This is a genomic window from Collinsella sp. HCP3S3_E5 (assembly GCF_052067635.1).
Lineage (GTDB): Bacteria > Actinomycetota > Coriobacteriia > Coriobacteriales > Coriobacteriaceae > Collinsella.
The window spans coordinates 25,483-51,709 of the sequence record NZ_JBQHQF010000005.1 but is presented as its reverse complement, the minus strand read 5'-3'; the positions used below and the strand labels follow the sequence as shown (position 1 = coordinate 51,709).

At 59.8% G+C, this 26,227-nt stretch carries 23 protein-coding genes and 1 tRNA gene; 12 read left to right on the top strand and 12 right to left on the bottom strand.

What is annotated here, in order from left to right; translation table 11 throughout:
- Window positions 1–38: 38 nt before the first annotated feature.
- The 3 genes from ACTM82_RS02660 to ACTM82_RS02650 all read right to left on the bottom strand — a co-directional run bounded on the left by ACTM82_RS02660 (window position 39) and on the right by ACTM82_RS02650 (window position 1,806).
- Window positions 39–497, bottom strand: coding sequence for a hypothetical protein (locus tag ACTM82_RS02660; protein ID WP_441054047.1), 459 nt, complete (start codon window positions 495–497; stop codon window positions 39–41).
- Window positions 498–562: 65 nt separating this feature from the next.
- A tRNA-Ala gene (locus tag ACTM82_RS02655) sits at window positions 563–635 on the bottom strand.
- A gap of 232 nt (window positions 636–867) precedes the next feature.
- Window positions 868–1,806 carry a radical SAM protein gene (locus ACTM82_RS02650; RefSeq protein WP_441054049.1) on the bottom strand — a complete coding sequence of 313 codons (939 nt, stop codon included), beginning with the start codon at window positions 1,804–1,806 and terminating at the stop codon, window positions 868–870.
- A 534-nt stretch (window positions 1,807–2,340) separates the two neighbouring features.
- On the opposite strand from ACTM82_RS02650, the gene ACTM82_RS02645 reads away from it, so the two are divergent.
- The 3 genes from ACTM82_RS02645 (at window position 2,341) to ACTM82_RS02635 (ending at window position 5,264) form a co-directional block, all read left to right on the top strand.
- Window positions 2,341–3,540: an MraY family glycosyltransferase gene (locus ACTM82_RS02645; protein WP_427727958.1), complete on the top strand. Its 1,200-nt coding sequence runs from the start codon at window positions 2,341–2,343 to the stop codon at window positions 3,538–3,540.
- Window positions 3,541–3,699: 159 nt separating this feature from the next.
- Window positions 3,700–4,749, top strand: a complete 1,050-nt coding sequence (gene trpS / locus ACTM82_RS02640) for a tryptophan--tRNA ligase (protein WP_441054051.1) — start codon at window positions 3,700–3,702, stop codon at window positions 4,747–4,749.
- 221 nt (window positions 4,750–4,970) lie between these two features.
- A complete protein-coding gene (locus ACTM82_RS02635; protein ID WP_195838532.1) occupies window positions 4,971–5,264 on the top strand; it encodes a DUF6485 family protein in 294 nt (97 codons plus the stop codon).
- Between the two features lie 419 nt (window positions 5,265–5,683).
- Here the strand turns inward: ACTM82_RS02635 and ACTM82_RS02630 are convergent, their stop codons facing one another.
- The 6 genes from ACTM82_RS02630 to ACTM82_RS02605 form a co-directional block, all read right to left on the bottom strand.
- Complete coding sequence (locus ACTM82_RS02630; RefSeq protein ID WP_154515649.1) at window positions 5,684–6,004, bottom strand: MGMT family protein; 321 nt, start codon at window positions 6,002–6,004, stop codon at window positions 5,684–5,686.
- A gap of 193 nt (window positions 6,005–6,197) precedes the next feature.
- Window positions 6,198–7,052: a DegV family protein gene (locus ACTM82_RS02625; RefSeq protein ID WP_441054053.1), complete on the bottom strand. Its 855-nt coding sequence runs from the start codon at window positions 7,050–7,052 to the stop codon at window positions 6,198–6,200.
- A 119-nt stretch (window positions 7,053–7,171) separates the two neighbouring features.
- Entirely contained in the window at window positions 7,172–7,621 is a 450-nt protein-coding gene (locus tag ACTM82_RS02620) for a MarR family winged helix-turn-helix transcriptional regulator (protein WP_154515655.1), read from the bottom strand.
- A 163-nt stretch (window positions 7,622–7,784) separates the two neighbouring features.
- On the bottom strand, window positions 7,785–8,504 hold the full coding sequence (locus ACTM82_RS02615; RefSeq protein WP_441054055.1) for a B3/B4 domain-containing protein: 720 nt from the start codon (window positions 8,502–8,504) through the stop codon (window positions 7,785–7,787).
- A gap of 224 nt (window positions 8,505–8,728) precedes the next feature.
- Entirely contained in the window at window positions 8,729–10,399 is a 1,671-nt protein-coding gene (gene pckA / locus ACTM82_RS02610) for a phosphoenolpyruvate carboxykinase (ATP) (RefSeq protein ID WP_427719537.1), read from the bottom strand.
- Window positions 10,400–10,661: 262 nt separating this feature from the next.
- Window positions 10,662–12,233, bottom strand: a complete 1,572-nt coding sequence (locus ACTM82_RS02605) for an L-lactate permease (protein WP_441054057.1) — start codon at window positions 12,231–12,233, stop codon at window positions 10,662–10,664.
- 177 nt (window positions 12,234–12,410) lie between these two features.
- On the opposite strand from ACTM82_RS02605, the gene ACTM82_RS02600 reads away from it, so the two are divergent.
- Window positions 12,411–13,991: a lipopolysaccharide biosynthesis protein gene (locus tag ACTM82_RS02600; protein ID WP_441054059.1), complete on the top strand. Its 1,581-nt coding sequence runs from the start codon at window positions 12,411–12,413 to the stop codon at window positions 13,989–13,991.
- A 317-nt stretch (window positions 13,992–14,308) separates the two neighbouring features.
- Here the strand turns inward: ACTM82_RS02600 and ACTM82_RS02595 are convergent, their stop codons facing one another.
- Entirely contained in the window at window positions 14,309–15,148 is an 840-nt protein-coding gene (locus tag ACTM82_RS02595; RefSeq protein WP_441054061.1) for a metallophosphoesterase, read from the bottom strand.
- 262 nt (window positions 15,149–15,410) lie between these two features.
- Here ACTM82_RS02595 and ACTM82_RS02590 point away from each other — a divergent pair, with 262 nt between their 5' ends.
- Window positions 15,411–17,012, top strand: coding sequence for a potassium/proton antiporter (locus tag ACTM82_RS02590; RefSeq protein ID WP_441054063.1), 1,602 nt, complete (start codon window positions 15,411–15,413; stop codon window positions 17,010–17,012).
- Between the two features lie 337 nt (window positions 17,013–17,349).
- On the opposite strand, the gene ACTM82_RS02585 is transcribed toward ACTM82_RS02590, so the two are convergent.
- Window positions 17,350–17,541, bottom strand: a complete 192-nt coding sequence (locus ACTM82_RS02585) for a hypothetical protein (protein WP_441054065.1) — start codon at window positions 17,539–17,541, stop codon at window positions 17,350–17,352.
- A gap of 115 nt (window positions 17,542–17,656) precedes the next feature.
- Here ACTM82_RS02585 and ACTM82_RS02580 point away from each other — a divergent pair, with 115 nt between their 5' ends.
- From ACTM82_RS02580 to ACTM82_RS02560, 5 genes are all read left to right on the top strand, one after another.
- On the top strand, window positions 17,657–18,013 hold the full coding sequence (locus ACTM82_RS02580; RefSeq protein ID WP_441054067.1) for a nucleotide pyrophosphohydrolase: 357 nt from the start codon (window positions 17,657–17,659) through the stop codon (window positions 18,011–18,013).
- Window positions 18,006–19,748 (top strand): DNA/RNA helicase domain-containing protein, encoded by a 1,743-nt coding sequence (locus tag ACTM82_RS02575; RefSeq protein ID WP_441054069.1) that lies wholly within the window; start codon window positions 18,006–18,008, stop codon window positions 19,746–19,748. Before ACTM82_RS02580 ends, ACTM82_RS02575 begins: the two co-directional genes overlap by 8 nt.
- Window positions 19,749–19,929: 181 nt before the next feature.
- Window positions 19,930–20,112, top strand: a complete 183-nt coding sequence (locus ACTM82_RS02570; RefSeq protein WP_441054071.1) for a hypothetical protein — start codon at window positions 19,930–19,932, stop codon at window positions 20,110–20,112.
- A gap of 135 nt (window positions 20,113–20,247) precedes the next feature.
- Complete coding sequence (gene serC / locus ACTM82_RS02565) at window positions 20,248–21,372, top strand: 3-phosphoserine/phosphohydroxythreonine transaminase (protein WP_441054073.1); 1,125 nt, start codon at window positions 20,248–20,250, stop codon at window positions 21,370–21,372.
- A 69-nt stretch (window positions 21,373–21,441) separates the two neighbouring features.
- On the top strand, window positions 21,442–22,605 hold the full coding sequence (locus ACTM82_RS02560) for a phosphoglycerate dehydrogenase (RefSeq protein WP_427796062.1): 1,164 nt from the start codon (window positions 21,442–21,444) through the stop codon (window positions 22,603–22,605).
- A 348-nt stretch (window positions 22,606–22,953) separates the two neighbouring features.
- On the opposite strand, the gene ACTM82_RS02555 is transcribed toward ACTM82_RS02560, so the two are convergent.
- Window positions 22,954–23,943, bottom strand: a complete 990-nt coding sequence (locus ACTM82_RS02555; protein WP_441054076.1) for a hypothetical protein — start codon at window positions 23,941–23,943, stop codon at window positions 22,954–22,956.
- Between the two features lie 214 nt (window positions 23,944–24,157).
- Here ACTM82_RS02555 and ACTM82_RS02550 point away from each other — a divergent pair, with 214 nt between their 5' ends.
- Window positions 24,158–25,378 carry a M20 family metallopeptidase gene (locus tag ACTM82_RS02550; RefSeq protein ID WP_441054078.1) on the top strand — a complete coding sequence of 407 codons (1,221 nt, stop codon included), beginning with the start codon at window positions 24,158–24,160 and terminating at the stop codon, window positions 25,376–25,378.
- Between the two features lie 39 nt (window positions 25,379–25,417).
- Window positions 25,418–26,107 carry a DUF1015 family protein gene (locus ACTM82_RS02545; RefSeq protein ID WP_441054080.1) on the top strand — a complete coding sequence of 230 codons (690 nt, stop codon included), beginning with the start codon at window positions 25,418–25,420 and terminating at the stop codon, window positions 26,105–26,107.
- Window positions 26,108–26,227: the final 120 nt, after the last annotated feature.

Here is a 26,227-nt window from a genome sequence, read left to right as displayed (position 1 = left end):
GAGCAGAGCATGCGGACATGACGCCCGATGCAAATCGGTTAGAGCAGGCCCATGCTGGTCATGATCGTGTAGCCCATAAAGACGACAAACGCGACCAAGGCGAGCGCGATGATGATCTTTTGAGCCGGGGCCATACCGGGGATCTCGCCCTCGGCCGTGGGCTCCTTGGAAGTGACCATGCGCTGGGCAAACGTCATCTCGTCACGGCTCGGCTTGGACTCGGCGGGCTTGGGGCGGGCGGCTTTTTTAGGCTGAGGCTTGGGTGCAGCAGGCGCAGGCTTCGCAGCGGCGGGCTTGAGCACGGGCGCGGGCGCCGGCTCGGATGCGGCGCTCGCGGCAGCCTCCTCGGCCTTCGCATGCTCGGCACGCAGGGCGGCCAGCTCCTCACGCTCGCGACGGGCCTCTTCCTGGGCCTCGCGGCGGGCCTTCTCAGCGCGGAGCTCTTCCAACTCGGCGCGCTCCTCGTCGGACAATGGTTGGGAATCAAGCTCGGCCATAGTGCAGCCCTTTCTTTTTAAAAAAAGCCGCCGACACAATGTCGACGGCTTATCAAATCCAAGGGTGGAGACGAAGGGAGTCGAACCCTCGGCCTCTGCCATGCGACGGCAGCGCTCTCCCAACTGAGCTACGTCCCCAGGACAAGTTGATATTTTACCTACGGCTCGCCAACTGTCAACGCCCAATACCCAGTCTTTTTGGGACGGGGCTTTTTTGACTACTTTTCGGATGGTAGCTCGACCCCCACCGGGAGCAGTCTTTTTGGGACGGGGCTTTTTTAGCTACCCAGGCAGATAGCGAAAACGATTTGGACGATTAACGGCAGGGGCAGCTAAAATAGCCCCGTCCCAAAAAGACTGCTCAAAAGAGCTACTTTGCGCTGGTGAGGACGCCGGTAGTGTCGAACGCTGGGGTAAAGCTCTCGTCTACCGCGCCGCCCTCTTGCCAGAACATCGTCGTAAAGCCCAAGTCGTCGGCATGGTCGAGCACCCGCTCGTACTCCTCGCGCGTCACGGCTCGCGCCAAGTCGCCGCCCTGCTCGCGCATGAGCGCATTGGGCGTGTACTGGTTCATGACCGAGATCGGCACATCACCCACCGTCTGCCACACCAGGTCTAGCACGCGACACGAATCGTCCGCATGCCCCGGCAACACCAGGTGACGCACGATCATGCCGCGCTTCATGAGCCCGTCCTCGTCCACCAGCTTTCCCCCACGGCGCTCAATCTCGCGCGCCATTTGCGCCAAACCCGACACGGCCACACGCGGGTAGTCCTTAATGTGAGAGAGCGACTGCGCAAGCCCCGCATCGGCATATTTAAAGTCGGTTAGCCACACATCGACCAGATCGCCGAGCGCCGCCACGGCACTCGCGCGCTCATAACCGCTCGTGTTGTAGACGATTGGAACAACCAGCCCGCGCGCCCGTGCCGCGGCAATCGCAGCCGGCAGCAGGTGCGCGTAGTGCGTCGCCGTCACCAGGTTAATATTGTTTGCACCCTGGTCCTGCAGCTCCAACATAATCTCGACCAGGCGCTCGGGCATAATCTCAAGCCCAAAATTGCCCGTCGAAATCTCGTGGTTCTGGCAATAGACGCATTTGAGCGAGCAGCCGCTAAAGAAGATCGTGCCCGAACCGGCCTCGCCCGAGATAGGCGGCTCCTCCCACATATGAAGCGCCGCACGGGCCACCTTGAGCGTGTCGTTAGCACCGCATACGCCGCGCGCACCCTCATCGCGCGCCGCACCGCAACGGCGCGGACACAAATGGCAAGCGGGAGAAAAAAGTTCGGTCAACGACGTCGGCATAAAAACATGCTCCAAAACAACGATTCAGCAGGTCAAACGCAAAAGGACCAACCGCGCAGACGGCTCGAGCCCAAGGCGCCGTAATCGTCCGACACGATTTTTGTAATGTCAAGACTGGAATCGATAAAGTGCCGCTTTATGATGTAAGTATTCCGCCCCCCGCGGAGCAACTGGGTGAACCGTCGCGTTTATTTAGGGAGCCCACACAGTCGTACGTAGTACAGGTATCCTTCGTTGTTAAGGACGCTGGAACGGTCGATGAGGGCACCCACCTGTTTTAGGTGGGTTCATTTTCGTAACGTGGGGGGTGGTTTTCTTTTGCCGTTTTTGCCAAAAATTGCCATCGCAGATCCCGTATGACATCCAACGGCACTCGGCAGAACCCCCGCCACCATCCCAATATCTGGTAAGCGCGTGATTATCGATTGGCGCGATTCCCCGCACCCCCTTTGGTCGAGTATCATGGGTCAGCTATACCCTTTGCGGCATGGCATCCTTTGACCTTTTCCTTCGACGCTTGGCGGTTTTTGATACATGGCTTCATCCACGAGCTACATACCGTTCCTTTGCGTGGCAGCCGCGGCATATATCACGACCTTCCTCACGGTGCCCCTGGTTAAACGTCTGGCAATCAAGCTCGACGCCGTTGATTATCCTTCAAAACGCCGTATCAACACCAAGCCCATCCCGCGCTTGGGAGGCACGGCGGTCTTTTTGGGCCTGGTCGTTGCCTGCATCGTTCAGATTATGGGCACCTGGCATCTGGGCTGGCCGCCCGTCTTGGTCCCGCATCCGCGCCTGCACATTAGCTACCCCATGCTGGCGCTTTCTTTTACCGTCATTTTTGCGACCGGCGCGATCGACGACGTCTTCCAGCTTAAGCCCAAGCAAAAGCTCGCCGGCCAGGTCCTCGCCGCGCTCATCGCCTGCGTGGGTGGCCTAAAAATCGGCGTCATCCTCAACCCGCTTGCCCCCGGCGAGATTATGCTCGGCTGGCTCGCCTATCCCATCACCGTGGTCTACCTGGTGGCGTTCACCAACATTATCAACCTTATCGACGGCCTCGATGGCCTGGCCACAGGCATCTGCGGCATCGCATCGTTCACGATGTTCTCGATGGCCGTTCTCTCGGGCCGCATCGATGCCGCCGCGCTCTCCATCGCGTTGTTTGGCGCCTGCCTGGCCTTTTTGCGCTACAACTTCAACCCCGCGAGCATCTTTCTGGGCGACTCGGGGTCGCTGCTGCTGGGCTTTGCGCTGGGCTCCATTTCGCTGCTTAATGTGAGCCGCACCGCCGCGCTCACCTCGCTTATCATTCCGCTCATCGTTGCCGGTGTGCCCATCATCGACACGTTTAGCGCCATCGTGCGCCGCAAGCGCGCCCACATTAGCATTGGGCAGGCCGACAAAGGCCACATCCACCACCGCCTCATTCAAGAGGGCTATAACCAAAAGCAGGCTGTGCTGCTTATCTATGCCTGGTGTGTCCTGCTTTCGGCCGGTGCGGCCGCCATCAACCAGGTCGAAGTCCCCATGCGCGTGCTCATCTTTACCGTCCTTGGCATTGGCTCGGCAGCCTTCGCCAAGCACCTGCACCTGTTTGAGCCCGTGCTACGCCACCATTACAACAAGCGCACGCACGAAGACGAGCTGATAACCCCCGACGACCCCGCCTTTAAGCAGGAGGAGCAAGCGGCCGAGGAGCGTAAGGGAGAGCGCCACCACAGGCATTAAGGTTTGCTGCAGAAGATTGTTCTGCTTACCGTCGGCCGCTCGTGACCGCGCCTCGACCGCCACGCATGTCTCGCCTTACCACCCCCTTGCCCACTTTCGCCCGCCCCTCTCGATAAACGCGTTATCATCTTGACCCATGAACATACGTTAGGAGCAATCATGCCAAACGAGAACAGCTACGAAGTCGCGCTGCAAAAGAGCAACGCCATTCGCGAGGGCCTGGCCAAGACGCCCGAGAAGTTCACCATGCTTTCCGGCGACCGCCCCACCGGCCGTCTGCACCTAGGCCACTACTTTGGCACCCTCAAGGGCCGCGTGGAGTTGCAGAATATGGGCGCCAAGACCAACGTGCTCATTGCCGACTACCAGGTCATCACCGACCGCGACACCACCGAGCACATCCAGGACAACGTGTATAACATGGTCATGGACTACCTTGCCTGCGGTATCGACCCCGACAAGACCATGATCTACACGCACTCCGCCGTGCCCGCCGCCAACCAGCTCATGCTGCCGTTCCTGTCGCTGGTCTCCGAGGCCGAGCTGGCGCGCAACCCCACCGTCAAGGCCGAGATGGAGGCCTCGGGCCACGAGCTCACCGGCCTTCTGCTCACCTATCCGGTACACCAGGCCTGCGACATCCTGTTCTGCAAGGGTAACGTTGTGCCCGTCGGTCGCGACCAGCTGCCGCACATCGAGCTCACCCGTACCATCGCCCGCCGCTTTAACAACCGCTACGGCAAGGTCTTCCCCGAGGTCGACGCGCTGCTGTCCGAGACCCCACTGCTGCCCGGCCTGGACGGCCGCAAGATGAGCAAGAGCTACGGCAACGCCATTAATATCTCGATGACCGCCGAGGAGACGGCCAAGCGCATCAAGAAGAGCCAGACCGACTCCGAGCGCATGATTACGTTTGATCCCGAGAACCGCCCCGGCGTGTCCGGCCTGCTTTCGACCGCCGCCATCTGCACCGGCCGTTCCGAGGTCGAGATTGGCGAGGAGATTGGCATGGGCGGCTCTGGCCAACTCAAGAAGTACGTGACCGAGGCCGTCAACGGGTACTTCGCACCGATCCGCGAGCGTCGCCAGCGCTACGAGAACGACCTGGACTATGTGAAGGACGTCCTGCACGAGGGCAACCGTCGTGCCAACGAGATCGCCGAGCAGACCCTGGCCGAGGTTCAGGACGCCATGGGCATGGTGTACTAGTCGAGAGCAATAAACAACACTCAAACTAAACCGCCGCGATTGGCACAATCCTCGTTGCGGCGGTTTTGTTTTCTTCAGAGGTCGGTCGCCGAGATATTCAGCCGCTTGGCAGAACCCCTAAGTCGCAAGCACCTTGAGGCTATATCCTGTTAAGCAATGACACCCTATTGTTTAACATGCGGCAGCTTTTACGGCAGACCCGACCGACCGGAAGGAGTCCCATGAGCTCAGTTGCGTTTTGTACCTGCAACGACCGGAAATGCCCATTTAACCCTGTCAACCACGAGAAGGGCTGCACACCGTGTATCGCTAAGAATCTGCACGAGCACGAGATTCCAACGTGCCTGTTCAACGCGATTTCTCCCGATCGGCTTGAGGCCGATAAAGACGAGTGGTCGTGGCAAGCGTTCGCGCGGCATGTAGAAGCATATCTGGGAAGCGACAGCCCAAGAATCCCCGCAGGCGAAGAAGCGCCGCAGGGATTTACCAAGATCGGTTGCTGTAAGCGGGACTAACAATCAAAGTTAGTGCCCCCCTAAAACCAAACGTCAGTACCTCATTATGGGATAACAGACCTGATGGGTTTGCCCCATGCCTACAGGAAAGCGCCCGCCGACCATGGCAGCCGACGGGCGCTTTCCTGAAGTACACCGTTGAATCGCACAGAGGGGAGGAATGCGAATCAAACTCAACAGGGCAGGCTTTTTCATCGCCTATGGTCTGCTCCGTTGCTGCATACAATATAGTTCACCATTGTTTACTTTACAGCGTCAAATCGTGCCGCCATACCTTCTCCATAAGTTAGACACGGTAAACCTACCAAATAGGGACTGATTAATTTTGGCAGGTTTTTTCTGGGGAAACGTCAACGGCGCCAGCGTTCCACCGCAAAGGGGACAGGCACCTTTGTAGTGGTTTTAGCGCGAACGAGTCGCTATAACCCAGCCGGCCAACGACAGGCAGCCAAGTCGACGTGCATGGGGTCGACAAACGTCACGCCCTCCCCCAGCAGGAGCTCGCGCTGAGCGTCGGGACCGCCAAAGGCAAAGCCCTCGCAAATGCGACCATCGGCAAACACCACGCGGTGACAGGGAATCTCGCCGGGGCGCGGATTGCTATGCAGGGCATACCCCACGTACCGCGCACTTCGTGGACGGCCGGCGAGCAGCGCCACCTGGCCGTACGTGGCAACCATCCCCTCAGGGATCTGCTCGACTACCTCGTACACCCGCTCAAAAAAGCCCTCAGACGCCATCGATGCTCCTTTCCGCCCGCAACAGCATAAATCAAATGATCCCTCGGGGACGGCAGGGTTGCTGATCATTTGCGGCCTCCGTGAGGCCGATGGTCCGCAACCCCGTCATCGCCGAGGGATCACATGGCATGGCAGGTAGCGTTTGCCCAGATAAAACCTGCCAAAATAAACCTGTCCCTTTTTGGCAGGTCGGTTAGTTGGCAGGCTGGAAGAAGGCTACGGCTACGGCACCGGGGCCTACATGGGTGCCGATGGTGGCGCCGATGGTGTGAACGGGCAGCTCGCCCTCGGTGTGGCCAGCCCACAGCGTCGCACTATCCTCGATATACTTCTTGAGCACCGCATCCGAAAGGCCCGTATAGCCGAGCGCCAGCGGCATGGAAAAGTCGACGCCGCCCGCCTGTTCGACCTTTTGGTTCAGCAGGTTGCGACCGTTCTTGGAACCGCGCGCCTTGCCCAGCTGCACGATCAGACCGTCCTCGGCAGCCACCACGGGCTTTACGTTGAGCAGCGTACCCACGGCGCCGGCCGCAGCAGACAGGCGACCGCCGCGCACCAGGTACTCCAGCGTCTCGAGCAGGCCGATAACCACCACGCGGTCGCGCACGGCCTCAACCGCCGCCGCGATCTGGGCAGCGCCACGGCCCTCGTCCACCAAGCGCAGGGCATACTCGACCAGCACGCGCTCGCCCAGGGTGACGTTGTTGCTGTCTACCACGAACACATCGCCGCCCGGGGCCTCGGCAAGAGCGGTACGGGCACTCTGATTGGTGCCGGAAAGCTTAGCGCCCACGGTAATAATCACGGCCTCATCGCCGGCTTCACGAACCTCGGCGATAGCCTGCGAAAACGCGTACGGGTTGACCTGACCGGTCTTGGGCAGCTCATCGCGCTCCACGAGCATCTCGTAAAAGCGCTGGTGATCGATGTCGACGCCATCCATGTAAACATCGGTGCCAAAGGTAACGGACAGCGGCAGAACAGCCAGTGCCGGGTGCTCCGCCGGCGACATATCGCTTGCGGAATCGGTAATAATGCGGACGGACATAGCGAATCCTTTCTTGCGCAGGTCCCGCGCAGGGAATTTTGACAGCAATGCCCCGGCACGGTATACGCGCTCAAACGGGACGATGCAGTTGTTAGTGGGAAGCAAATGCCTAGGCGGCCCTACAGCTCGCGCAGGGTGTCGAGAATCGTACGCAGCGACGCGTACATCTGCTCGCGCTGCTCCACGCCCATGGCCTTGCCGGTGGCGTCGAGCACCTCGCGAATAATGCGATCGGCCTCATTCATGCTCTCGCCGCCCAACGTGGTCAGGCGAACCGGGGCGCGATACTTAACGGCGGCATCGCCCGAATCGTCGACCTCGACGTAGCCGCCCTCTTCCAGATGCGCCAGCGTGCGCGAGACGGCAGCGCGGGTCACGCCTGCCATGCGGGCGAGATCGGCACCAGTCAGGCCGTCCTTGCTGCGCTCAAGATAGTACAGGCACATGATATCGGAACCCTTAAGGCCCAGCCTTGCGCCCTCAGATGCCTTAATGCGCTGGATCTCCTTGTAGAGCCCGCTAATCAGTCCGACAAAATCCTCAAAACGTGTCTCGTCGTTCTGCTGCATGGGAGACGACCGCCTTTCGCTTGCATGATGCTAACGGGTAAACATCTTAGCCGCATGCCCGAACCCCCGTACCCAAATATCCCAATTGTTAACTCATCAACATAAAAACCACCACAAAGGGGACAGCACCTTTGTGGTGGTTTGTGTGGTGGTTTGGCCCGAGCTAGAGTTCCACGCGCGGGTTATCGCGGGTCACAAGCGTCTTAACGACAACCGTCGCTCCCAGATAGCGCTCGAGCAGCTCGGCTAAGCGATCGATCGCGGCCTGACAGTCCCCCATTCGCTCGGGCTCTACACACTCAATCGCCAGGAACGCATCGGCAGAATCGTCGGACAGAGCCGTTCGAACGCCGTCGCGCCAGTTCCAGCAGCGGCACACGGCGCCCGCATCATCGATGTAGGCGAGCTCGCCGGGCAGCGTCGGATCATCTGCCTCCTCGCCAAGCGGCAAGAACGCATCGCCACCGTCGGTCACCTTCAAGCGAAGGTCTCCCTCAATCGCGTGCAAATCCTCGCCTCCCACGGGCAGCGCGTAGGTCAGCGACACCGTGTTGTAAATATCCACCGCCGGTGTGATATGACCGACCGGCTTGCCCTTGAGCACGCGCTTGAGCAAGTTCTCGATTGAGCAGCGGGCGCCCTTTTTAGTCTTGAACAGGCGATAGGCCTCGCGCCAAGCCTTGACCGGCGCGTTCTCGCTGATAGTATCGCTGGTTAGATGACGCTCCGCATCGATATTGGCGCGATCGAGCAGCGCCGCAATCGCGTCCACGTCCTCTTGAGGAATCGTAGCCGCGGGCTTCATGCCCTTTACGACTACGACGCCGACCGACGCCTGTGGAAATAGCTCCCAAAATGAATCCTCGGCAATAAAGCTCTTCATACGTGCTCCTTTCGCAATTCGCGCCAACGCGAGCGCCTAAACAAAAAGCGCCCCTACAACGGCCACCTTCAAAGTCCTACGGTGCCGTCACAAGAGCGCTTACGCTGTCCCCATCCGGAGAAGGGGACGATATGTCAGGCGCATTGTAACCCGAGTCATCCACACGAGCAAAACCACCACAAAGGCGCCTGCCTCTTTGTGGTGGATATGGACTCGAGGCGACGCTAGTGGCGGAGTCCCAGTAGGCCGCGGCCGCGATGACGGGCCTCGGCGGACACCTGAGCGTGCGGGCCGGCGGCCTTGACGGACTCGGGCAGGTGCGAGTACTTCTTCTCGAAGTTCTCCTCGAACATCACCGCCAGGTTGTGCGCGGCCTCGTCGTAGCGCGCTGTGCTCTGCCAGTACTGGCGCGGCACCAGGATGCCGTCCGGCACACCGTGGCACGTGGTGGGAATGTCGACATTAAAGATATCGTCGTGCAAGAACTCGCTGTCCTCGATGGTACCGTCGAGGGCGCGTGCGACCAGGGCGCGCGTGTAGGCAAGCTCGATGCGATGGCCCACGCCATAACCGCCGCCAATCCAGCCGGTGTTGAGCAGATAGACGCGGGTGCGACCGTCGGCGATACGCTCGCCGAGCATCTTGGCGTAGACCATAGGGTCGAGCGGCATAAATGGCTCTCCGAACAGCGAGGAGAACGTGGGCGTGGGCTCGGTGACGCCGACCTCGGTACCGGGGATCTTTGCGGTGAAGCCCGTCACAAAGTGATACATGGCGGCATCGGCCGTCAGGCGCGAGATAGGCGGCAGCACGCCAAAGGCATCGCAGGTCAAAAACAGCACGACGCTCGGGGTGGTGCCCATGCCCTTGGTCCACGCGTTGGGGATATGCTCGACGGGATAGGCAACGCGCGTGTTGTGCGTGATCGAGACGTCATCGTAGTTGGGCTTGCGGTTCTCGTCGAGCACCACGTTTTCGCAGATCGCGCCAAAGCGAACGGCGTTGAAGATCTCGGGCTCGTGAAACTCGTCCAGGCCCTCGCACTTGGCGTAGCAGCCTCCCTCGATGTTGAAGATGCCCATGTCGGACCAACCGTGCTCGTCGTCGCCGATCAGCAGGCGCGTGGGATTGGCCGAAAGCGTGGTCTTGCCGGTGCCGGACAGGCCAAAGAACACCGCGGTCTCGTGCGTGACGGGATCCATGCTGGCCGAGCAATGCATGGGCAGCACATCGTCCTCGACGGGCAGCAGGTAATTCATGACGCTGAAGATGGACTTTTTAATCTCACCGGAGTAGCCGGTGCCGGCAACCAGAATCACGCGCTCCTGGAAGTTGATGACCACGGCGGCGCTGGAGTTGAGGCCCTTGATGGCGGGGTCGCACTGGTACCCGGGTGCCGCGAGCACGCAAAAGTCCGGCTCGCCGGTGCGCGCAATTTCGCGAGCAAGCGGACGGGCGAGCATCTGCTTAATGAAGAGCGCCTGGCTCGCGCGCTCGCAGGCAACGAGCAGGCGACGCGTGTGGTTGCGGTCGGCACCCGCCATGCCGCGGGTGACGAACACATCGCGCTCGTTGAGATAGTCGACGATGCCGGCCTTGATGGCCTCGTAGCTCTCAATCGAAAGCGGGCGGTTGACGGCGCCCCAGGCGATCTTATCGTGAACATCGGGGGTGTCAACGATAAAGCGGTCGTTGGGAGAACGGCCGGTGCGCTCCCCCGTCTCGATTACCAGCGCGCCGTTGGATGCCATGCGGCCCTCTTCACGGCGGATGGCGTGCTCGACGAGCTCCGCAGCAGGTAGATCGACCAGCAGACGCGGCTGATTCTCGGCGGGATCTTCGACCAGCGTAATACCAAAGTTGGACAGAACTTCTGCAGGGGTAACACCAGGCATGGGGCCTCCTTTAAAAGCGCGTCACGCGGGCGCGGCGCGCACTTTACTCACGTAAAGCCCGTTGTACCCGATATGCAAAAACGTTTTTGTGGCAAGGGCGGCAAGCCCGCCCAACGGTCAAAAATCGCAGGCAAGCGGCCTAGTCATTGGGTAGTCATTGGGGACGTTCTTAAACGACGAGTCGTTGGGGACACTCTTGAACAGGCAATATTCAAGGAGTGTCCCCGGATGCCGGCACAAAAGGAGCGTCCCTAAGTGCCAACTATAGCGGCAGGCCTTGGCCGAGCATGGCGATGGCGCTCATAAGGACCAGCATGCCGGCGGCGTAGGGCAGGACGGCGCCCAGGAGCTCGGCATCCTTGCCGCGCACGTGCACGGCGGCCAGGCCGATGGCAAGCGTCTGCGGCGAGATCATCTTGCCGGCGGCGACGCCAAGCGCGTTCAGCGCGACCATCCAGTAGTCGCTCACGCCCAGCGCGGTGGCAGCCTGGCTCTGGATGGGACCAAACAGCATGCCAGAAGACGTGCCCGAACCGGTCACGAATGCACCGACCGCGCCGATCCACGGAGCCAGAATCGGGTACAGGCCACCGGCGACCGCAATGCAAAACGCACTGATCGAAGAGATCATGCCCGCATAGCCCATAACCTTGGCACAGCCCAGAACCGAAAGCATGGTAATGACCGTCGGCATCATCTGCTTGACGGTCGCGGCCAGTACCTTGCCCATCATGCGCGGCGAAGCACCCTGAATGGCGCCGCCGACAAACGCCGCCAGGAAAATCCAGACGCCCGGCGTGTTGATCCACGAAAACGTGAGCGTGCCGGGGTTCTCGCCGCAATACACCTGCACCTGGCTCGCAAACGGTGCGAGCGCAGCATGCACGGCAGGCACCAGGTTAGACGTTCCCAACAGCAGCACAAAGATCAAAATGAAGCACGACCAAGCCGAAAGCGCCGACTTAGCGGTGAGCTGCTCGCCGGCCTCGATATTCATGTGGAAGCGTGCGTCCAGATGCCCCGACTTCTCGGCACGCATGGCAAGCGCAGCTGTCAGCGCGAGCGAAACGATGGAACCGACGACGACGGCAAGCTCGGGACCCACAAACATAGCAACGACAAGAGCCGCACCGGCAAAGGACACGCCGGAGAGCACGGCGATGCCCGCCACGCCGTTCAGGCGCTCGGCAACGCCCGCAACATTACCCTGGTCATCGGCGACACGACCCGCAACCAGCACGATAAACAGAGGCATCATCGCAAAGAAAGGCGCCAACTGCACCATCTGAACGGTCGCCAAATGCAGCGGGTCCAGGCCCACCAGACCGGCAACGGACACCGTGGGAATGCCAATGGAGCCGTAGGGCGTGGGCACGCCGTTGGCCAGCAGACAGATGAGCACGGCGGGCACGGCCTCAAAGCCCAGGCCCGCGAGCATGCCGGCGGGAATAGCAACGGCGGTGCCAAAACCGGCCATGCCCTCCATAAAGCCACCAAAGCACCAGGCCACAAGCAGCGCCAGCAGACGGCGATCGCTGCTGATGGAGGTGATCATGCTGCCGATTACGTCCATGGCGCCCGTGCGAACGCACAGGTTATACGTGAACACCGCGGCGATGATTACCAAAACGATGGGCCACAGGGCCATCAAAAAGCCTTCGAGCGAGGCGGTCGCGATCTGCGAAGCCGGCAGGTGCCACCATGCGAAGGCAAGCACGCACGAAAGGACAAACGATCCGATGGCGGCTTTCCAAGCTGGCCATTTAAAGCACAGCAGCATCACGACAAGCCAAATGATCGGCACAAGAGCCAGCAAGAATGCGGCGACGTCCATAGGTAGAAGCTCCTTGGTGCCGCGCGGGCGGCATCGTGGTATCACATAACTTCAACAGGATACCGCACGCTCACCGACAATTTACTGCCGCCCCCCGAAAATATTGAACAATCCGTTCAAAAACATGAGTGACACCGTCGCGTCTATACTAGAACGCAGCAATAGAAAGGACCCGCCTTGAGCATCTCGCCCCTCGATAGCATCCGCCGCGCCATCGCCCGCCGCAACGGCATCGCCAACCCCGCTGTATCGAGAGGCGGCACCGCAAAGGCCCAGGGCGGCCGCATCGAGAACGGCCTCTTCCCCGCATCGCACACCGCCGAGGAGCTCGCGCGTATCCAGGAGCTGAGTCAGCGCAACGCCGGCGGGCCAAATAGCGGCCAAGCCACGCGTCGTCGGCGCGAGCGCGATCGCGAGCCCGGTCCCGTCCGCCGTATGGTCAACGCCTGGTGGAACCGCCTGCTCGGCGCCGTCTACGGCGGCGGTTTCTCCATGCAGGAAGCCGAATACGAGGAGCACGCCACCAGCCGTGACTACCTTTGGAATACCCTCGGCACCGCCGTGTGGGGCATGGCGTTTCCGCTGCTCACTATCGTGTCTACGCAACTCGTGGGGGCCGAAGAAGCCGGCAAGTTCTCCATTGCCTTTGTCACCGGCACGCTCATCATGATCGCGTGCAACTACGGCGTACGCAATTTTCAGGTCTCGGACATCGACGAGAAGACGTCCTTTGCCTCCTACCAGCTCAACCGCTGGCTTTGCGGAGCTCTCGCCCTAGGCTGCGGCCTCATGTACAGCAGCGCCCGCGGCTATGACGCGCAGATGGCGACGATCGGCCTGGGCGTCTACCTCTATAAGGTGATCGACGGCATCGCCGACGTGTACGAGGGCCGCCTGCAGCAGGCCGACAAGCTCTATTTGGCCGGCATGAGCCAAACGCTGCGCTCCGTCGGCGTCATCGCGGTCTTTAGCGCGGCACTGTTCCTCACGCGCAGCATGCCCATCGCGGCCATGGCTATGGGTGTTACAGCGATCGCCTCGCTTGTGCTGGTCACCGCCCCGCTCGCCCTGCTCGAAACCGAAAAATCGCGTCGCGTGAGCATACGCGAAGTCGGCCGCCTTTTTGCGCAGTGTGCCCCGCTCTTTGGCGCGCTCTTTTTGTTCAACCTTATCGAGAGCATGCCCAAATTTGTGATGGAAGGCGCGCTGGCCTACAAATATCAGCTGTATTTTAATGCCCTATTCTTTCCGGCGCAGGCCATTTTGCTGAGCATTGGATTTATCTATAAACCGCAGCTCTTGCGTTTGTCGAGCATTTGGGCTAACCCGCGCAAGCGTCGCCGCTTTGACTTAATTATTGTCGCCGTCATGGCGCTGATCTTGGGTTTCACTGGCGCATGCGCCGCGTTTATGGCAGGCCCCGGCATTCCCCTTATGAGCTTTATGTACGGCCTCAACTTTGAGCGTTACCGCACATTGGCGCTGCTGATGGTCGTCGCCGGCGGCATCACCGCAGCCATCGATTTTATCTACGCCATTATCACAGTGCTGCGCCACGCCGACGATGTCACCAAGATCTACCTCATTTGCTTTGCCGTGAGCGTGGTGGTGCCGATGGTCCTCATCAACCTACTGGGGCTGATGGGCGCCGTGGTGAGCTACCTGGCGGTTATGGCCCTACTGCTGGTGCTGTTGATTGTCGAGTACGCCCACATTCGCCAGCGCATAGAACGAGCCCGCAACCCGTACGGTGTCTAATTAGCTGCCTCGGCCACCGGAATATGCGATGGAATCACCCCGGCTGGGGTCTCGTTGCGGACAATATGCATCACGCAAAACTAAGTGAGTAGACTTTTACCGAATCCCCGACCACACCGACAAAGCACAAGTCTGTGACCTGCGGTTTTATTGAGGCAAACATGTTGGGTGCTCGGCATTTCCAAAAAAGTCTACTCACTTAGCCAGCGGGCAGCCAAATGATTATGTAATCCCCGTCCCAGAAAAATCATTTGATGGGCAGAAGGGCAAAAGTAGTCAAAAAAGCCCCGTCCCAAATTAGCTACCCTTTGCACCGATTACTCGCCAGGGAGAATGTTTGCATAGAACTCGGCCCCGTCGTCCAGGCGCAGAATGCCTACACGGCCGAACTCGGAGCCGGTGGCGGCGGCGCAGTCGATGTCGATACGGTCGGGAACGCCGGCGGTATCCTCGCCGCCCAGGCGCACAATCTGCCCGCGGCCCGACTCCTCATCGAGCCCTGCCAGGCCGCCAACCTCGCAATAACGTCCAAGCGACACCGTGGGCGTGTGGCCGCTCACCACGACCGGACCTTTGCCCTCGGCAGATAGCAGCCCCGTCGGAGCATCCCAATAGCCATGGCGAATCCACAGCAAGTCATCGGACGACTGCACGGCAAGCATTTGCTGCAGCAGCTCGCTATCGGCATCGACCGCTCCCCTGCCGTCACCGCAATCGACACCGTGCTCAAGCAAAAACGCACGCGCCGCCTCGGTCTGAATGCCGGCGTGCACCAGCAGATACGGACGCTCGGCAGTCTCCGCCACCGCATAGAGTGGCAGGGCGGCAGCCCAGCGCACCAGCTCCTCGTATGCCTCAAACTCCATATCGTTGAGCTGCTGGCGCGTGGTCCAACCGCCGTTGATATCCCAGGTCTCAGCATCAAGCGGGTCCTGGCCAATGATCGCGTCGAGCATAATCTGCTCGTGGTTACCCTTAAGCACGCGAGCGTTGGGCAGCGAGCGCACCAAGTTGATGACGCCGACCGGATCGGGACCGCGATCGATCATGTCGCCCAACACGTACAGCGTGTCGTCGGACGCCAGCGAGATCTTGGAAAGGGCCTCGTCCAGCGCGCGCACGTGCCCGTGAGCATCGGATGTCACATAGATCGCCATGGAACGCCTTTCCCTGCATTACGGCCGAAGCCCGATGCCACGACTAAAACTTCAAGTTGAACTTAAACGTTACCCATTGTACTCCGTTGCAATAAAGCTGAAAAGTAGATACGAGTCGCCGCCAATGGTCTAGAAAAACGGCGCCGCCTGTGACGATATCGCGAACGCCCTCCGTTCAACCCATAAACCCACCATCTTTGGGTACAAATAACCGCAGATAACTGACCGTGCCACGCCAACCTCCCAGGAGCGGACACTATCCATGAACCAGATACTTCTTTTTATCGGCCTCGTCATCATTTTGTGCCTGACCATCAAACCCGTCGGCAAAAAGCTTCCCTTCCCCACCCTGCTCATCTTTATCGCGCTGGGCATGCTGTTGGGCGTCAACGGCCTGGCTCACATCGACTTTAACGACTACGCGCTTACCGAAACCGTCTGCAGCACGGCGCTGCTGTTCATCATGTTCTACGGCGGCTTTAACACCAATATCGACCGCGCCAAACCTGTCGCCGCACCCGCGGTACTGCTGAGCACGCTCGGCGTCGTCATTACCGCCGGCATCACGGGCGCCTTTGCACACTTCGCGCTAGGCTTCGACTGGATCGGCGGCCTGCTGCTGGGCTCGGTCGTGGCGTCGACCGACGCAGCGAGCGTCTTTAGCGTGCTGCGCGAGCACAACCTGTCGCTAAAGGGCGGCACCGACTCGCTGCTCGAGGTCGAATCAGGCTCCAACGACCCTGTCGCCTACATGCTCACTGCCGTGCTCGCCACCCTCGCGGCGGGCGGCGACATTAACATCCCTGTGCTGCTGGCCAAGCAGATCATCCTGGGTGTGGGCCTGGGCCTTGCCATCGGCTGGGCATCGGGCCGCCTGATTGAGCGCGCACACGCAACGGCCGAGGGCGCGCAGACCATCTTTTTGTTCGCCGTGGCGATCGTCGCCTACGCGCTGCCGAGCTATCTGGGCGGCAACGGCTTTTTAGCCGTGTACCTTGCCGGCATCGTGCTAGGCGCGAGCGACATCACCGGTAAGGTCGAGCTGGCGCACTTCTTCGACACCCTCACCGAGATGGCCGAAATGACCATCTTCTTTTTGCTCGGCCTGCTCGTGACGCCCGCCCGCCTGCCGCAAATGCTGCTACCGGGCCTGGCACTCATGGCGTTTATGCTCTTCGTGAGCCGCCCCATCGCCGTCGGTCTGCTCCTGGCGCCCTTTAAGACAAACCCTCGCCAGGTAGCGCTCGTAAGCTGGGCGGGCCTACGCGGCGCGGCTTCGGTCGTCTTTAGCCTCTTTGCCGTGGTGGCCGGCGTTCCCGGTGGACATGACCTGTTTGACCTGGTCTTTGTGATTGCCGTGTCGAGCATTGTGGTGCAGGGTTCGCTACTGCCGGCGGTGGCGAAGAAACTCGACATGATCGATGCAGCAGGCGATGTACGCCGCACGTTTAACGACTACCGCGACGAGGACGGCATGTCGTTTGTTAAGCTCAAGGTTGGCGCGGGGCATCCGTTTGCCGGGCGCTCGCTTGCCGATATTGGCAACGCTACGAACATGCTCGTCGTCCTGGTGCTGCGCGATGGCGCGCATCCGGTACTGCCCAACGGGGATACTGTGATCAAGGAAGGTGACCTGTTGGTGATGGCTGCCCCGACGTTTGAAGAGCGTGCCGAGGTTACGCTGCGCGAGGTCACCGTGACACCCCACGGTCGCCTGGCAGGACTGCGCCTGCGCGACGTGCCGCAAGGCAAGCACCCGTTTATCGTCGTGATGCTCAAGCGCGATGGCCAAACGATCATCCCCGACGGCAACACCCATATATACGCCGGCGACGAAGCCGTTATCGCCACGCTCGCGTCGTAGCGGCCAGGGGTAGCCGTCCCGAATTGGCTACATTTGAGCACCAATCGCCCCGGCTGGGGTCTCGTTGCGAACAATTAGCGCCTCTCAAAACTAAGTGAGTAGACTTTTGCCGAATCGCCGACCACGTCACCAAAGCACAAGTCTTTGACCTGCGGGTTTGTTGAAGCAAATTAGTCGTGCGCTCAGGATTTCCAATAAAGCCTACTCACTTAGCCAGCGAGCAGTCAAAATAGAACGGTCGCGACCTCATTAGGCTCCATTGGGACGGTTTATCGTGCATTTTCGCGCAGCTGCGGGTGCAGACGACCGTCCCAAATTAGCTATCCTTGTCACATTCCTAGTCATCGTCGACGGCAAAATCGCGGAGGTCGAGGCCTTCGCGTTCGGCTCGGGCTAGGAGCTCTTGGGGCGACTCGTCCTCGATATCCACTACGTCGAGCATGGCAGCCGGAAAGCCCACGCCTACTGCACTCCCCGCGCGATCGAGCAAACTCTCGCGCAGCTGATCTACGTCCACATCGATCTTCATGGTGTAACCTCCTACCGGGGAATCGCGTCCAAACAAACCGCACATCCCAAATGATGTGCAATAAACCCCAGATACGGTCATAATAAAATAATGAACATCAGGGAGGTTGCGGACGATGGATAAGCTCGATGCCATGACGGAACAAGTCAGGGATTTTTGCGACGATCGAGGCTGGCGCAAATATCACACGCCAAAAGAGCTTGCCATCGGCATGGCGACTGAGTCCTCCGAGCTCCTTCAGCTCTTTCGTTTTATGAGCGACGAGCGCATTGCAGAAATGTTCGAAGACGCCGAGCAGCGCCAAGTCATCGAAGACGAAATTGCCGACATGCTTCTTTTCCTCCTGCGTTTTGCCGATTTAAATAGAATCGATCTCCCAGCTGCGCTCTCGTCCAAACTCAAACGCAATGGCGAGCGCTACCCCATCAACGCATCATCCAACGAATACAGAAAGGCGGGCCACCGTGAGTAATGAGTTCGCCCTTCGGCAATACACGCTTCCCCTGCCCCAACCCTTTGAGACAAGCGAATCGCTTCAGGACTTTGGCACGCCAAAGCCTGGAGCCCATCATGACGAGAGTTGGCCCGTCCTTTACATTCTTACCAACAGCAGAAACAAGACGGCATACATCGGTCAAACAACCAACTACCAGCGCCGTATGAAACAACACGCTGCAAACGTGGACAAGGACTTCGACCGGACCCTTCTGATCGACAATCCCACCTTCAACCAATCCGCAACGTTCGAGTTCGAGAATCGACTTATTGAGCTGTTCTGTGCTGACGAAAAAAACCAGGTCACCAATGCCAACAACGGCTATGCCCAATTCGATTATTTTGAGCGGCCTCAATATCGCCAGAAGTTCCGAGACCTCTGGACAAAGCTTCGCGAAGAAAACTACGCGATTCATCCGATTGAAGAGCTCGAGAACTCCGATCTGTTCAAGTTCTCACCTTTCAAGACGCTTACGCCCGACCAATACGAAACGATCGAGACGATTTTTAAACGTCTCGAACAGGAGCATGAAGACGCAAAACATGGCGGCTCAAAAAGAGAACGTATAACCGTCGTGAATGGCGCACCGGGAACAGGTAAAACAATCCTCGCCATCAGTCTCATGTTCAAAATCAAAAATGAGCCCAACCTTTCCGGCCTGCGAGTCGGTTTTGTCACCCCGATGGATTCTCTGAAGAAGACCCTCAGGAAACTCACGCACTTCCTTCCAGGGCTAAAGCCTGGCGATATCTTGAGCCCCAGTGACGTAACCAAAAATGATCGTTATGACGTCCTACTTGTCGACGAAGCACATCGACTGGGTAATTATCTAAGCATGGGCGCCGGCATTGGGGCTTTTTACAACACCTGCGATCGCCTCGGCCTTCCGCATACGAGCAACCAGGTTGACTGGATATTCAAATGCTGTGACAAGGCGTACCTGTTCTACGACCCCAAACAGCAGGTTCGCGCATCCGGCCTCAATCGAGACGGCCTTGAGCATCGACTCAATCAGCTCGAAGAAGCGGGCATTGAAACTGAAGAGTTCAGCCTAAGCACACAAATGCGCGTACGCGGTGGTGACGAATACCTCGATTTTGTCTATGACTTACTCAACAACAAGGCGTATATGCATACCGGCATGAAGTTCAACGAACTCTTTTCGTCGGAGCCTTACGATTCGCGAGCCGGGGATCCGGACAGCGATATCCCCAGATACCAGTTTGGAATCGTCGACCGATTTAAGGATTTCTGTTCCCTGCAGCAAGCCAAGGAAGAAGAAGTTGGTCTATCCCGCATGACGGCAGGTTTTGCGTGGAAGTGGGAAACGAAGAAACACAAAGACGCGTTCGACATCGTCATTGAGGGCATCCCCAAACGTTGGAACTCGAATCAAAAGGATTGGGTTAACTCCCCCAACGCCGTCAACGAGGTTGGATGTATCCACACGGTGCAGGGCTACGACCTCAATTACGGATTCGTCATTCTGGGGCCAGACATTTACTACGACACCGATAAAGGAGCCGTCTGCGTTAACAAAGCGAATTTCAAAGATGCTGTCGCAAAGAAAAAAGCGAGCGAAGATGAGCTACGGAAGATTATCGTCAACGCCTACTATGTCCTCATGACGCGTGGCATGCTGGGAACGTATCTCTATGTGTGCGACCCCGCGCTCAAGGAGTATTTGTCGCGGTATATCCCGGTGATTTAGACGCAGGACAGACGTCGCAAATCTAAGGCGTTACTCAAACGTTAAACACACGAACATATTTTCGTGTTTTATACTTGAGCTAGACAACCACAGCATGGTATAAAAGAGCTGCGTTCCGCTATGGAGGGCAGTCAAGGGCCGGGGGATCCCCCCGGCATTTTCTTTTTTGAAAGGCTGTTTCATGAACGAACTGCCCGCATTCCCCGACAAATCAAGGCGCCGCCCAGAAAAGATCAACTCGAGCGACGAGCGGGCACGAGTCCAGCAATCCATCGCCCGCGGCTACGATGACCTCGTCAACGGCCACATGCGTCCTTGGAAACAAGCAAAAGCAGAGGCAGATCGGATGCGAGCCATCAGGTAAGGTCACCCCTCCCCCATGTAACCATCCTGTAAATCATAGCGGCGCAGTCGAGTTTTACCGTGATGCGGTCGCGCCGGGCGCTCCACTGTGCTAAAGTATCCCGAACGTTCAAACGACTACGAGGGGAACTAGAAGATGGCACGTGTGCACAACTTCTCAGCTGGCCCGGCCGCGCTGCCTACAAGCGTGCTCGCCGAGATCGCCGACGAGATGATGGACTACCGCGGTTGCGGCATGTCCGTGCTCGAGATGAGCCATCGATCTAGCATGTACCAGCAGATCATCGATGACGCCGAGGCAACCCTGCGCCGCCTGCTGAGCATCCCCGACAACTACCGTGTCCTGTTTTTGCAGGGCGGCGCCACGCTGCAGTTTGCGGGTATCCCCATGAACCTCATGCGCCGCGGCCGCGCCGGCTACGTTGTGACCGGCAACTTCGCCAACAAGGCGTACAAGGAGGCCGCAAAGTACGGCGAGGCCGTGCTGCTCGCGAGCTCCGAGGACACCAATTTCGACCGCATTCCCACCATGGCCAATATCAACGCGCGCATTGCCGCCGAGGCCGCGGGCGACGGGCTCGACTACGTCTACATCTGCCAGAACAACACCATCTTTGGCACCATGTACCACGAGCTGCCCGCTTGCGGCGATGTGCCGCTGGTCGCCGATGTCTCGAGCTGCTTCCTGTCGCAGCCGCTCGACGTTGAGCGCTACGGGCTCATTTACGCCGGCGCGCAGAAAAACGCCGGCGCCGCGGGCGTGACCGTGGTTATCGTGCGCGACGACCTCATCGCCGATGGCCCCGCCTTTGCGCAGACGCCGCAGTACCTGGACCTTAAGACCCAGGCCGCCAAGGGCTCCATGCTCAACACGCCCAACACCTTTGGCATCTACGTGTGCGGCAAGGTATTCCGCTGGGTGGAGCAAGCCGGCGGACTAGCCGCCATGGCCGAGCGCAACTGGGCCAAGGCCAACCTGCTCTATGACCAGCTCGAGCACAGCGAGCTGTTCCATGGCACCACGCAGGCCGACAGCCGCTCCATCGCCAACGTAACCTTCCGCACCGGCGACGCCGATCTCGACGCGGCCTTTGTCGCCGGCGCGGCCGAGCACCAGATTCAAAACGTCAAGGGCCATCGCCTGGTGGGCGGCATGCGCGCCAGCGTCTACAACGCCGTAACCATGGAAGATGTGCAGGCACTGGCCTCGTACATGAAGGACTTCGAAGTGCAGCATAGTTTGAGTCCGCGATCTAACTAGCCCGCAACCCGCGGGCCGACCAGCCACTTCAAACCACTTGTTATAAACAAACCCGCTAAGGAGTTTTTCATGCGCAAGATCAAAACCATCGACGACATAACCAAAGACGGCAAGGTCGAGTTTGGCGAGGGCTACGAGTTTGTGGGCACCGCCGAGGAGGCCGACGCCATCCTGATGCGCTCCACCGACCTGCACGGCTACGAGCTGCCCGAGGGCATCCGCGCCATCGCCCGCTGCGGCGCCGGCGTCAACAACATCCCCATCGAGGAGTACGCCAAGAAGGGCGTCGTCGTCTTTAACTCCCCCGGCGCCAACAGCAACGCCGTCAAGGAGCTCGTCCTGGGCATGCTGGTGCTCTCGAGCCGCGGCGTGGTGCAGTCGATGAACTGGGTGCGCGACAACGCCGACGACCCCGAGATTCAGGTCGACGCCGAGAAGGCCAAGAAGGCCTTTGTGGGCCGCGAGCTCAAGGGCAAGCGCATCGGCGTCATCGGTCTGGGCAACGTGGGCTCCAAGGTCGCCAACGCCTGCGTCGATCTGGGCATGGACGTCTACGGCTACGATCCGTTCATTTCCGTCGAGCACGCGTGGGTGCTGAGCCGCGAGGTGCAGCGCGTGGGCACGCTCGAGGACCTCTGCCGCGGCTGCGACTACCTCACCGTGCACGTGCCCAGCAAGGCCGACACCATCGGCATGATCAGCACCGAGCAGATCGACCTGCTGGCCCCGGGCGCCGTGCTCATCAACTATGCGCGCGAGACCATCATTGACGAGGACGCCGTTGACGCCGCCCTGCGCGAGGGCAAGCTGAGCTGGTTTAGCTGCGACTTTGCCACGCCCAAGACCGTCAAGATGCCCAATACGTTTATCACCACGCACTCGGGCGCCGGCACCGGCGAGGCCGAGGCCAACTGCGCCGATATGGCCATCAGCGAGCTCAAGGACTACCTGGAGAACGGCAACATCGCGCACAGCGTCAACTACCCCGCCTGCAGCATGGGCAAGGCGCGCGCCGCAAGCCGCATTGCCTGCCTGCATGCCAACGTGCCCAACATGATCGGCCAGATCACGGCGATCCTGGCCAAGGACAACGCCAACGTGCAGCGTATGACCAACGAGTCCGCCGGCGAGAACGCCTACACCATGTTCGACACCGACGAGCACCTGGATAGCAGCACCATCGAGGCGCTCAAGCAGATTCCGTCGATGTATCGCGTACGCGTGATCAAGTAGCGTCGGCGCCAAGCCTGCCAGACAGGCAATGAAGCTCATTCGGCCCCCGTTTTCGCGAAACGGGGGCCGATTTCGTTGCTCCGGCTGGTTTTGAAAATGCTACCCAGAATAAGTTTTTTCGGATAATAGACAGTACTACCCAAATCACTAAGCACACCTGCTTTGATAAACACCTTTATCAGTGGTTTTAGTAGGTAAAAATCGATCTCTATATGCCAAATTTAAGTTGACTGTCCATTTTCCGAAATAACTTGTTCTGGGTAGCGTTTTTAAAGCCTATTTCAAAGAACAACTGAAGCCTTTTCGTGACCAAACCCTAGCTCACGCGACCGTTTTCCACCCGCACGGCTACATTCCCGCCCAATCGATAAAAATCTCCTCACGAAGCCGCCGTTCGAGCTCCTGCTGCCGCGGCGTCTTGTCTTTCAACGGCACATCGAGATAGGACATGATGAGTTCCATCACCACGCGGAAGGCATCGGAGTCGACCAGCTGACCATAGGTCATCAGAACGACAGGATATCCCATCGCTTGCAGCGCCGTCGTTCGATCGGAGTCCGAGATCTTGGATTCTATGGATCCGTGAATGGCTTTACCTTGGCATTCAACCAGGCACTCTCTGCTGCCGTCCTTATTTGACAGCAGGATATCGGCGTAGCGCCTATCAAGCCCCGAAATCAGGCGGGCGCTGCGCGTCATGCGAATCTCAACGTTATTGGTAAGGCGCAGCCCTTCGCCGCCGCGCAACCTCGTAAGGCCAAACAGCATCGAAGCCTGGACCTCGAGCGGCGATGCCACAACCCCCGTAATACATTTCGCGGCACGCGTGAACGATTTAGCACCGCGGAGCCCCTGGATCTTATCGACGTACTCGGTTAGTTCAGAGAGCTCAATCAAGGGAGGTCGCTTCCACAAGTCCGTTGGATTCCCCGAGGCATCCTTTACGTTTTCCCAGCCCAACCGTGCGTCACCCCACCGGCTCCCATACGCCTGCTCAAGTGCCGACTTTACCTGAGGCGCAATCTTGCACACGGCAAAGGTGCCGCACATCTCATACATGCACATGATCAGGCGCTCATTTGAGACCGAGGAAGCCAGGGTCAGCAGGGTAAAGAGCGGGGACGCGACATCGAGGCCAAACTCTGTCTGCCGCACGGAGCCAAACGGCCTCTCCCCGTTCCAAACATGCCTGACAATGCGGCCGCCCTTGCGCCCGCAGAGGCCCTGCGCCAACACGTGTAGCGGAGTGCCCAGGAAATGCTTGACGAGCGGGTGCTCACAAAGATGCTCCCTGCGCGGATCGTCCGCAGAATCGGGCAGGTCCGGCATTATTGCCAAGACCTGCGGAGGTATCCGGTGATACCGAAAGGCAGATATGTCGCACAGCATGTCATCCATGAAGGATACGTACCCATTGCGTCGTTTGTGAGCCTGCCCGGACGCCAAACGCGATGGCTCGGCCTGTGAACGGTTAATACTGCTACGCACACGTCGCGAATCTTCCAGGTGGCTTACAATCGGTTTTGGAAACAAACTGATTGTGAGGTTGCATATGGTTGATGAGAACTTTGCCTGGCGGCTTACGCAGGAGCTCGTGAAGATTGATAGCTCGGACCCGGGCGCCTACGAAGGAGAGATCGAACACTTCATTAAGAGGCTCATTGAACAGCAGCTGGCGCAGCTTGATAGTCCTGCGCTCGATGCCGTGCAGGTTGCAGAGCTCGAAGTACTCCCCGGGCGCCGCAACCTTATGGTCACCGTGCCGGGTGTGAGCGACGAGGCGCGACTCGTCTACATCTGCCATATGGATACCGTCACCCTAGGAGATGGCTGGAACGCGGACACACCGCCACTCGGGGCGACCGTGCGAGACGACAAACTCCATGGCCGGGGCGCCTGCGACATGAAGGGCGGTCTGGCCTGCGCCATTGCCGCACTGGTCCATACGCTCGAGCGCGTGGCGGCGGATGGTGAGCTGCCCCACCGCGGCTTCTCGCTTATTTTCTCGGTCGACGAAGAGGACTTTATGCGCGGCTCCGAGGCCGCCATCGATGCCGGCTGGGTCGGCTCGCGCGAATGGGTGCTGGACACCGAGCCCACCGACGGACAGATTCAGGTGGCGCACAAGGGTCGCACGTGGTTCGAGATCGAGATGACCGGCGTCACGGCGCATGCGAGCCAGCCCTGGAAGGGCGCGGATGCCGTCGCCGCCATGGCCGAAGTCGTATGCTCGCTTCGTCGCGCGTTCGCGGCGCTGCCCGTGCATGATGAGCTGGGGGCTTCGACCATCACGTTTGGACAGATCGAGGGCGGCTATCGCCCCTATGTCGTGCCCGACCGCGCCAAGGTCTGGGTCGATATGCGCCTGACGCCGCCGACCGATACGGCCGCCGCGACGCGCATGGTAGAGCAGGCCATCGCCGGCGCCGAAGCCGCAGTCCCCGGTTGCCATGGAAGCTATACCGTGACAGGCGACCGCCCCGCCATCGAGCGCGATCCGGTCTCTCCCCTTCTAGCCGCGCTCAAGCGTGCCGCCGATGACGTGACAGGCGCGGACACGACCGTCGGCTTCTTTACCGGCTACACCGACACTGCCGTCATTGCCGGCAAGACAGGTAACCGCAACTGCATGAGCTATGGCCCAGGCTCGCTCGCGCTCGCCCATAAGCCCAACGAATATGTGCCCCACGCCGATATCGTTCGCTGCCAGCGGGTGCTGATCGCGCTCGCCGACAACACGCTCTGGGGCGCGAATAGCCAAGTTGGGGCATAATAAGCCGCGAACAAACCGACTCGCGCGTTAGGACTGTCCATGAAAGCTCTTCCGTTTCCCTGCATCCGTCCGGCTCAGGATCGCGTGCTCGAAGCGCTGCCTGCGATGGACAGCATTCTGAGTGACAACGAAGCCCTGCGCGCCGCGATTGCCGATGGGCTCATACTCAAGGATCCAGGTGCGGCGTATTACGTGTACGAATGCTCCGGAGAGCCAGGGCGCGTGACGGGCGTTGTGGCGATCTGCCCGGTTAACGTGCTGACGGGTAACGACGAGGCTGCCGCCGAGAGCGTCGACGCACTCGCCGCCGCGCGCGCGATCGCCGAGCTCAAGGTGCAGCCGCGCCCCGTGTCGCTCGCCTACGAAGCCTCGCCCGTCATGGATATCATCCTGGGCGCCGCCAAAGAGGGCGCGTCGCTCTATGCCGTCACCGACCCCACCGGCATTACGCATCGCGTGTGGGAGGTCAAGCGCGAGGACGCCGTTGCCGCCATCCGAGCCATGCTCGATCAGGCACCGGAGCCGGCACTGGCCGACGACCCCGCCTACGCTGCCGCGCTGGCAGGGGCGGCGCAGCTCCTGGCAGACGAGGCCCACGCAGCCGGCACCTACACGGGCAAAGAGCCGTTCAACTTTACCGTGGCCGTGCTGTTCCCCGCCGCGCAGGTTGCCAGCGGCGCACCGCAGGTTCCGACGGGTCTGCTCACTCACCAGATCGCACGGTTCTAACGGGGCCTAAACGCCCAGCACAAAGACTCGGCGGCTCAACAAGCAAGGGGTGGGGATGCATGCGCATGCATCCCCGCCCCCTTCGCATCGAGCAATTATGTCGGCGATCCGCATCGCCGC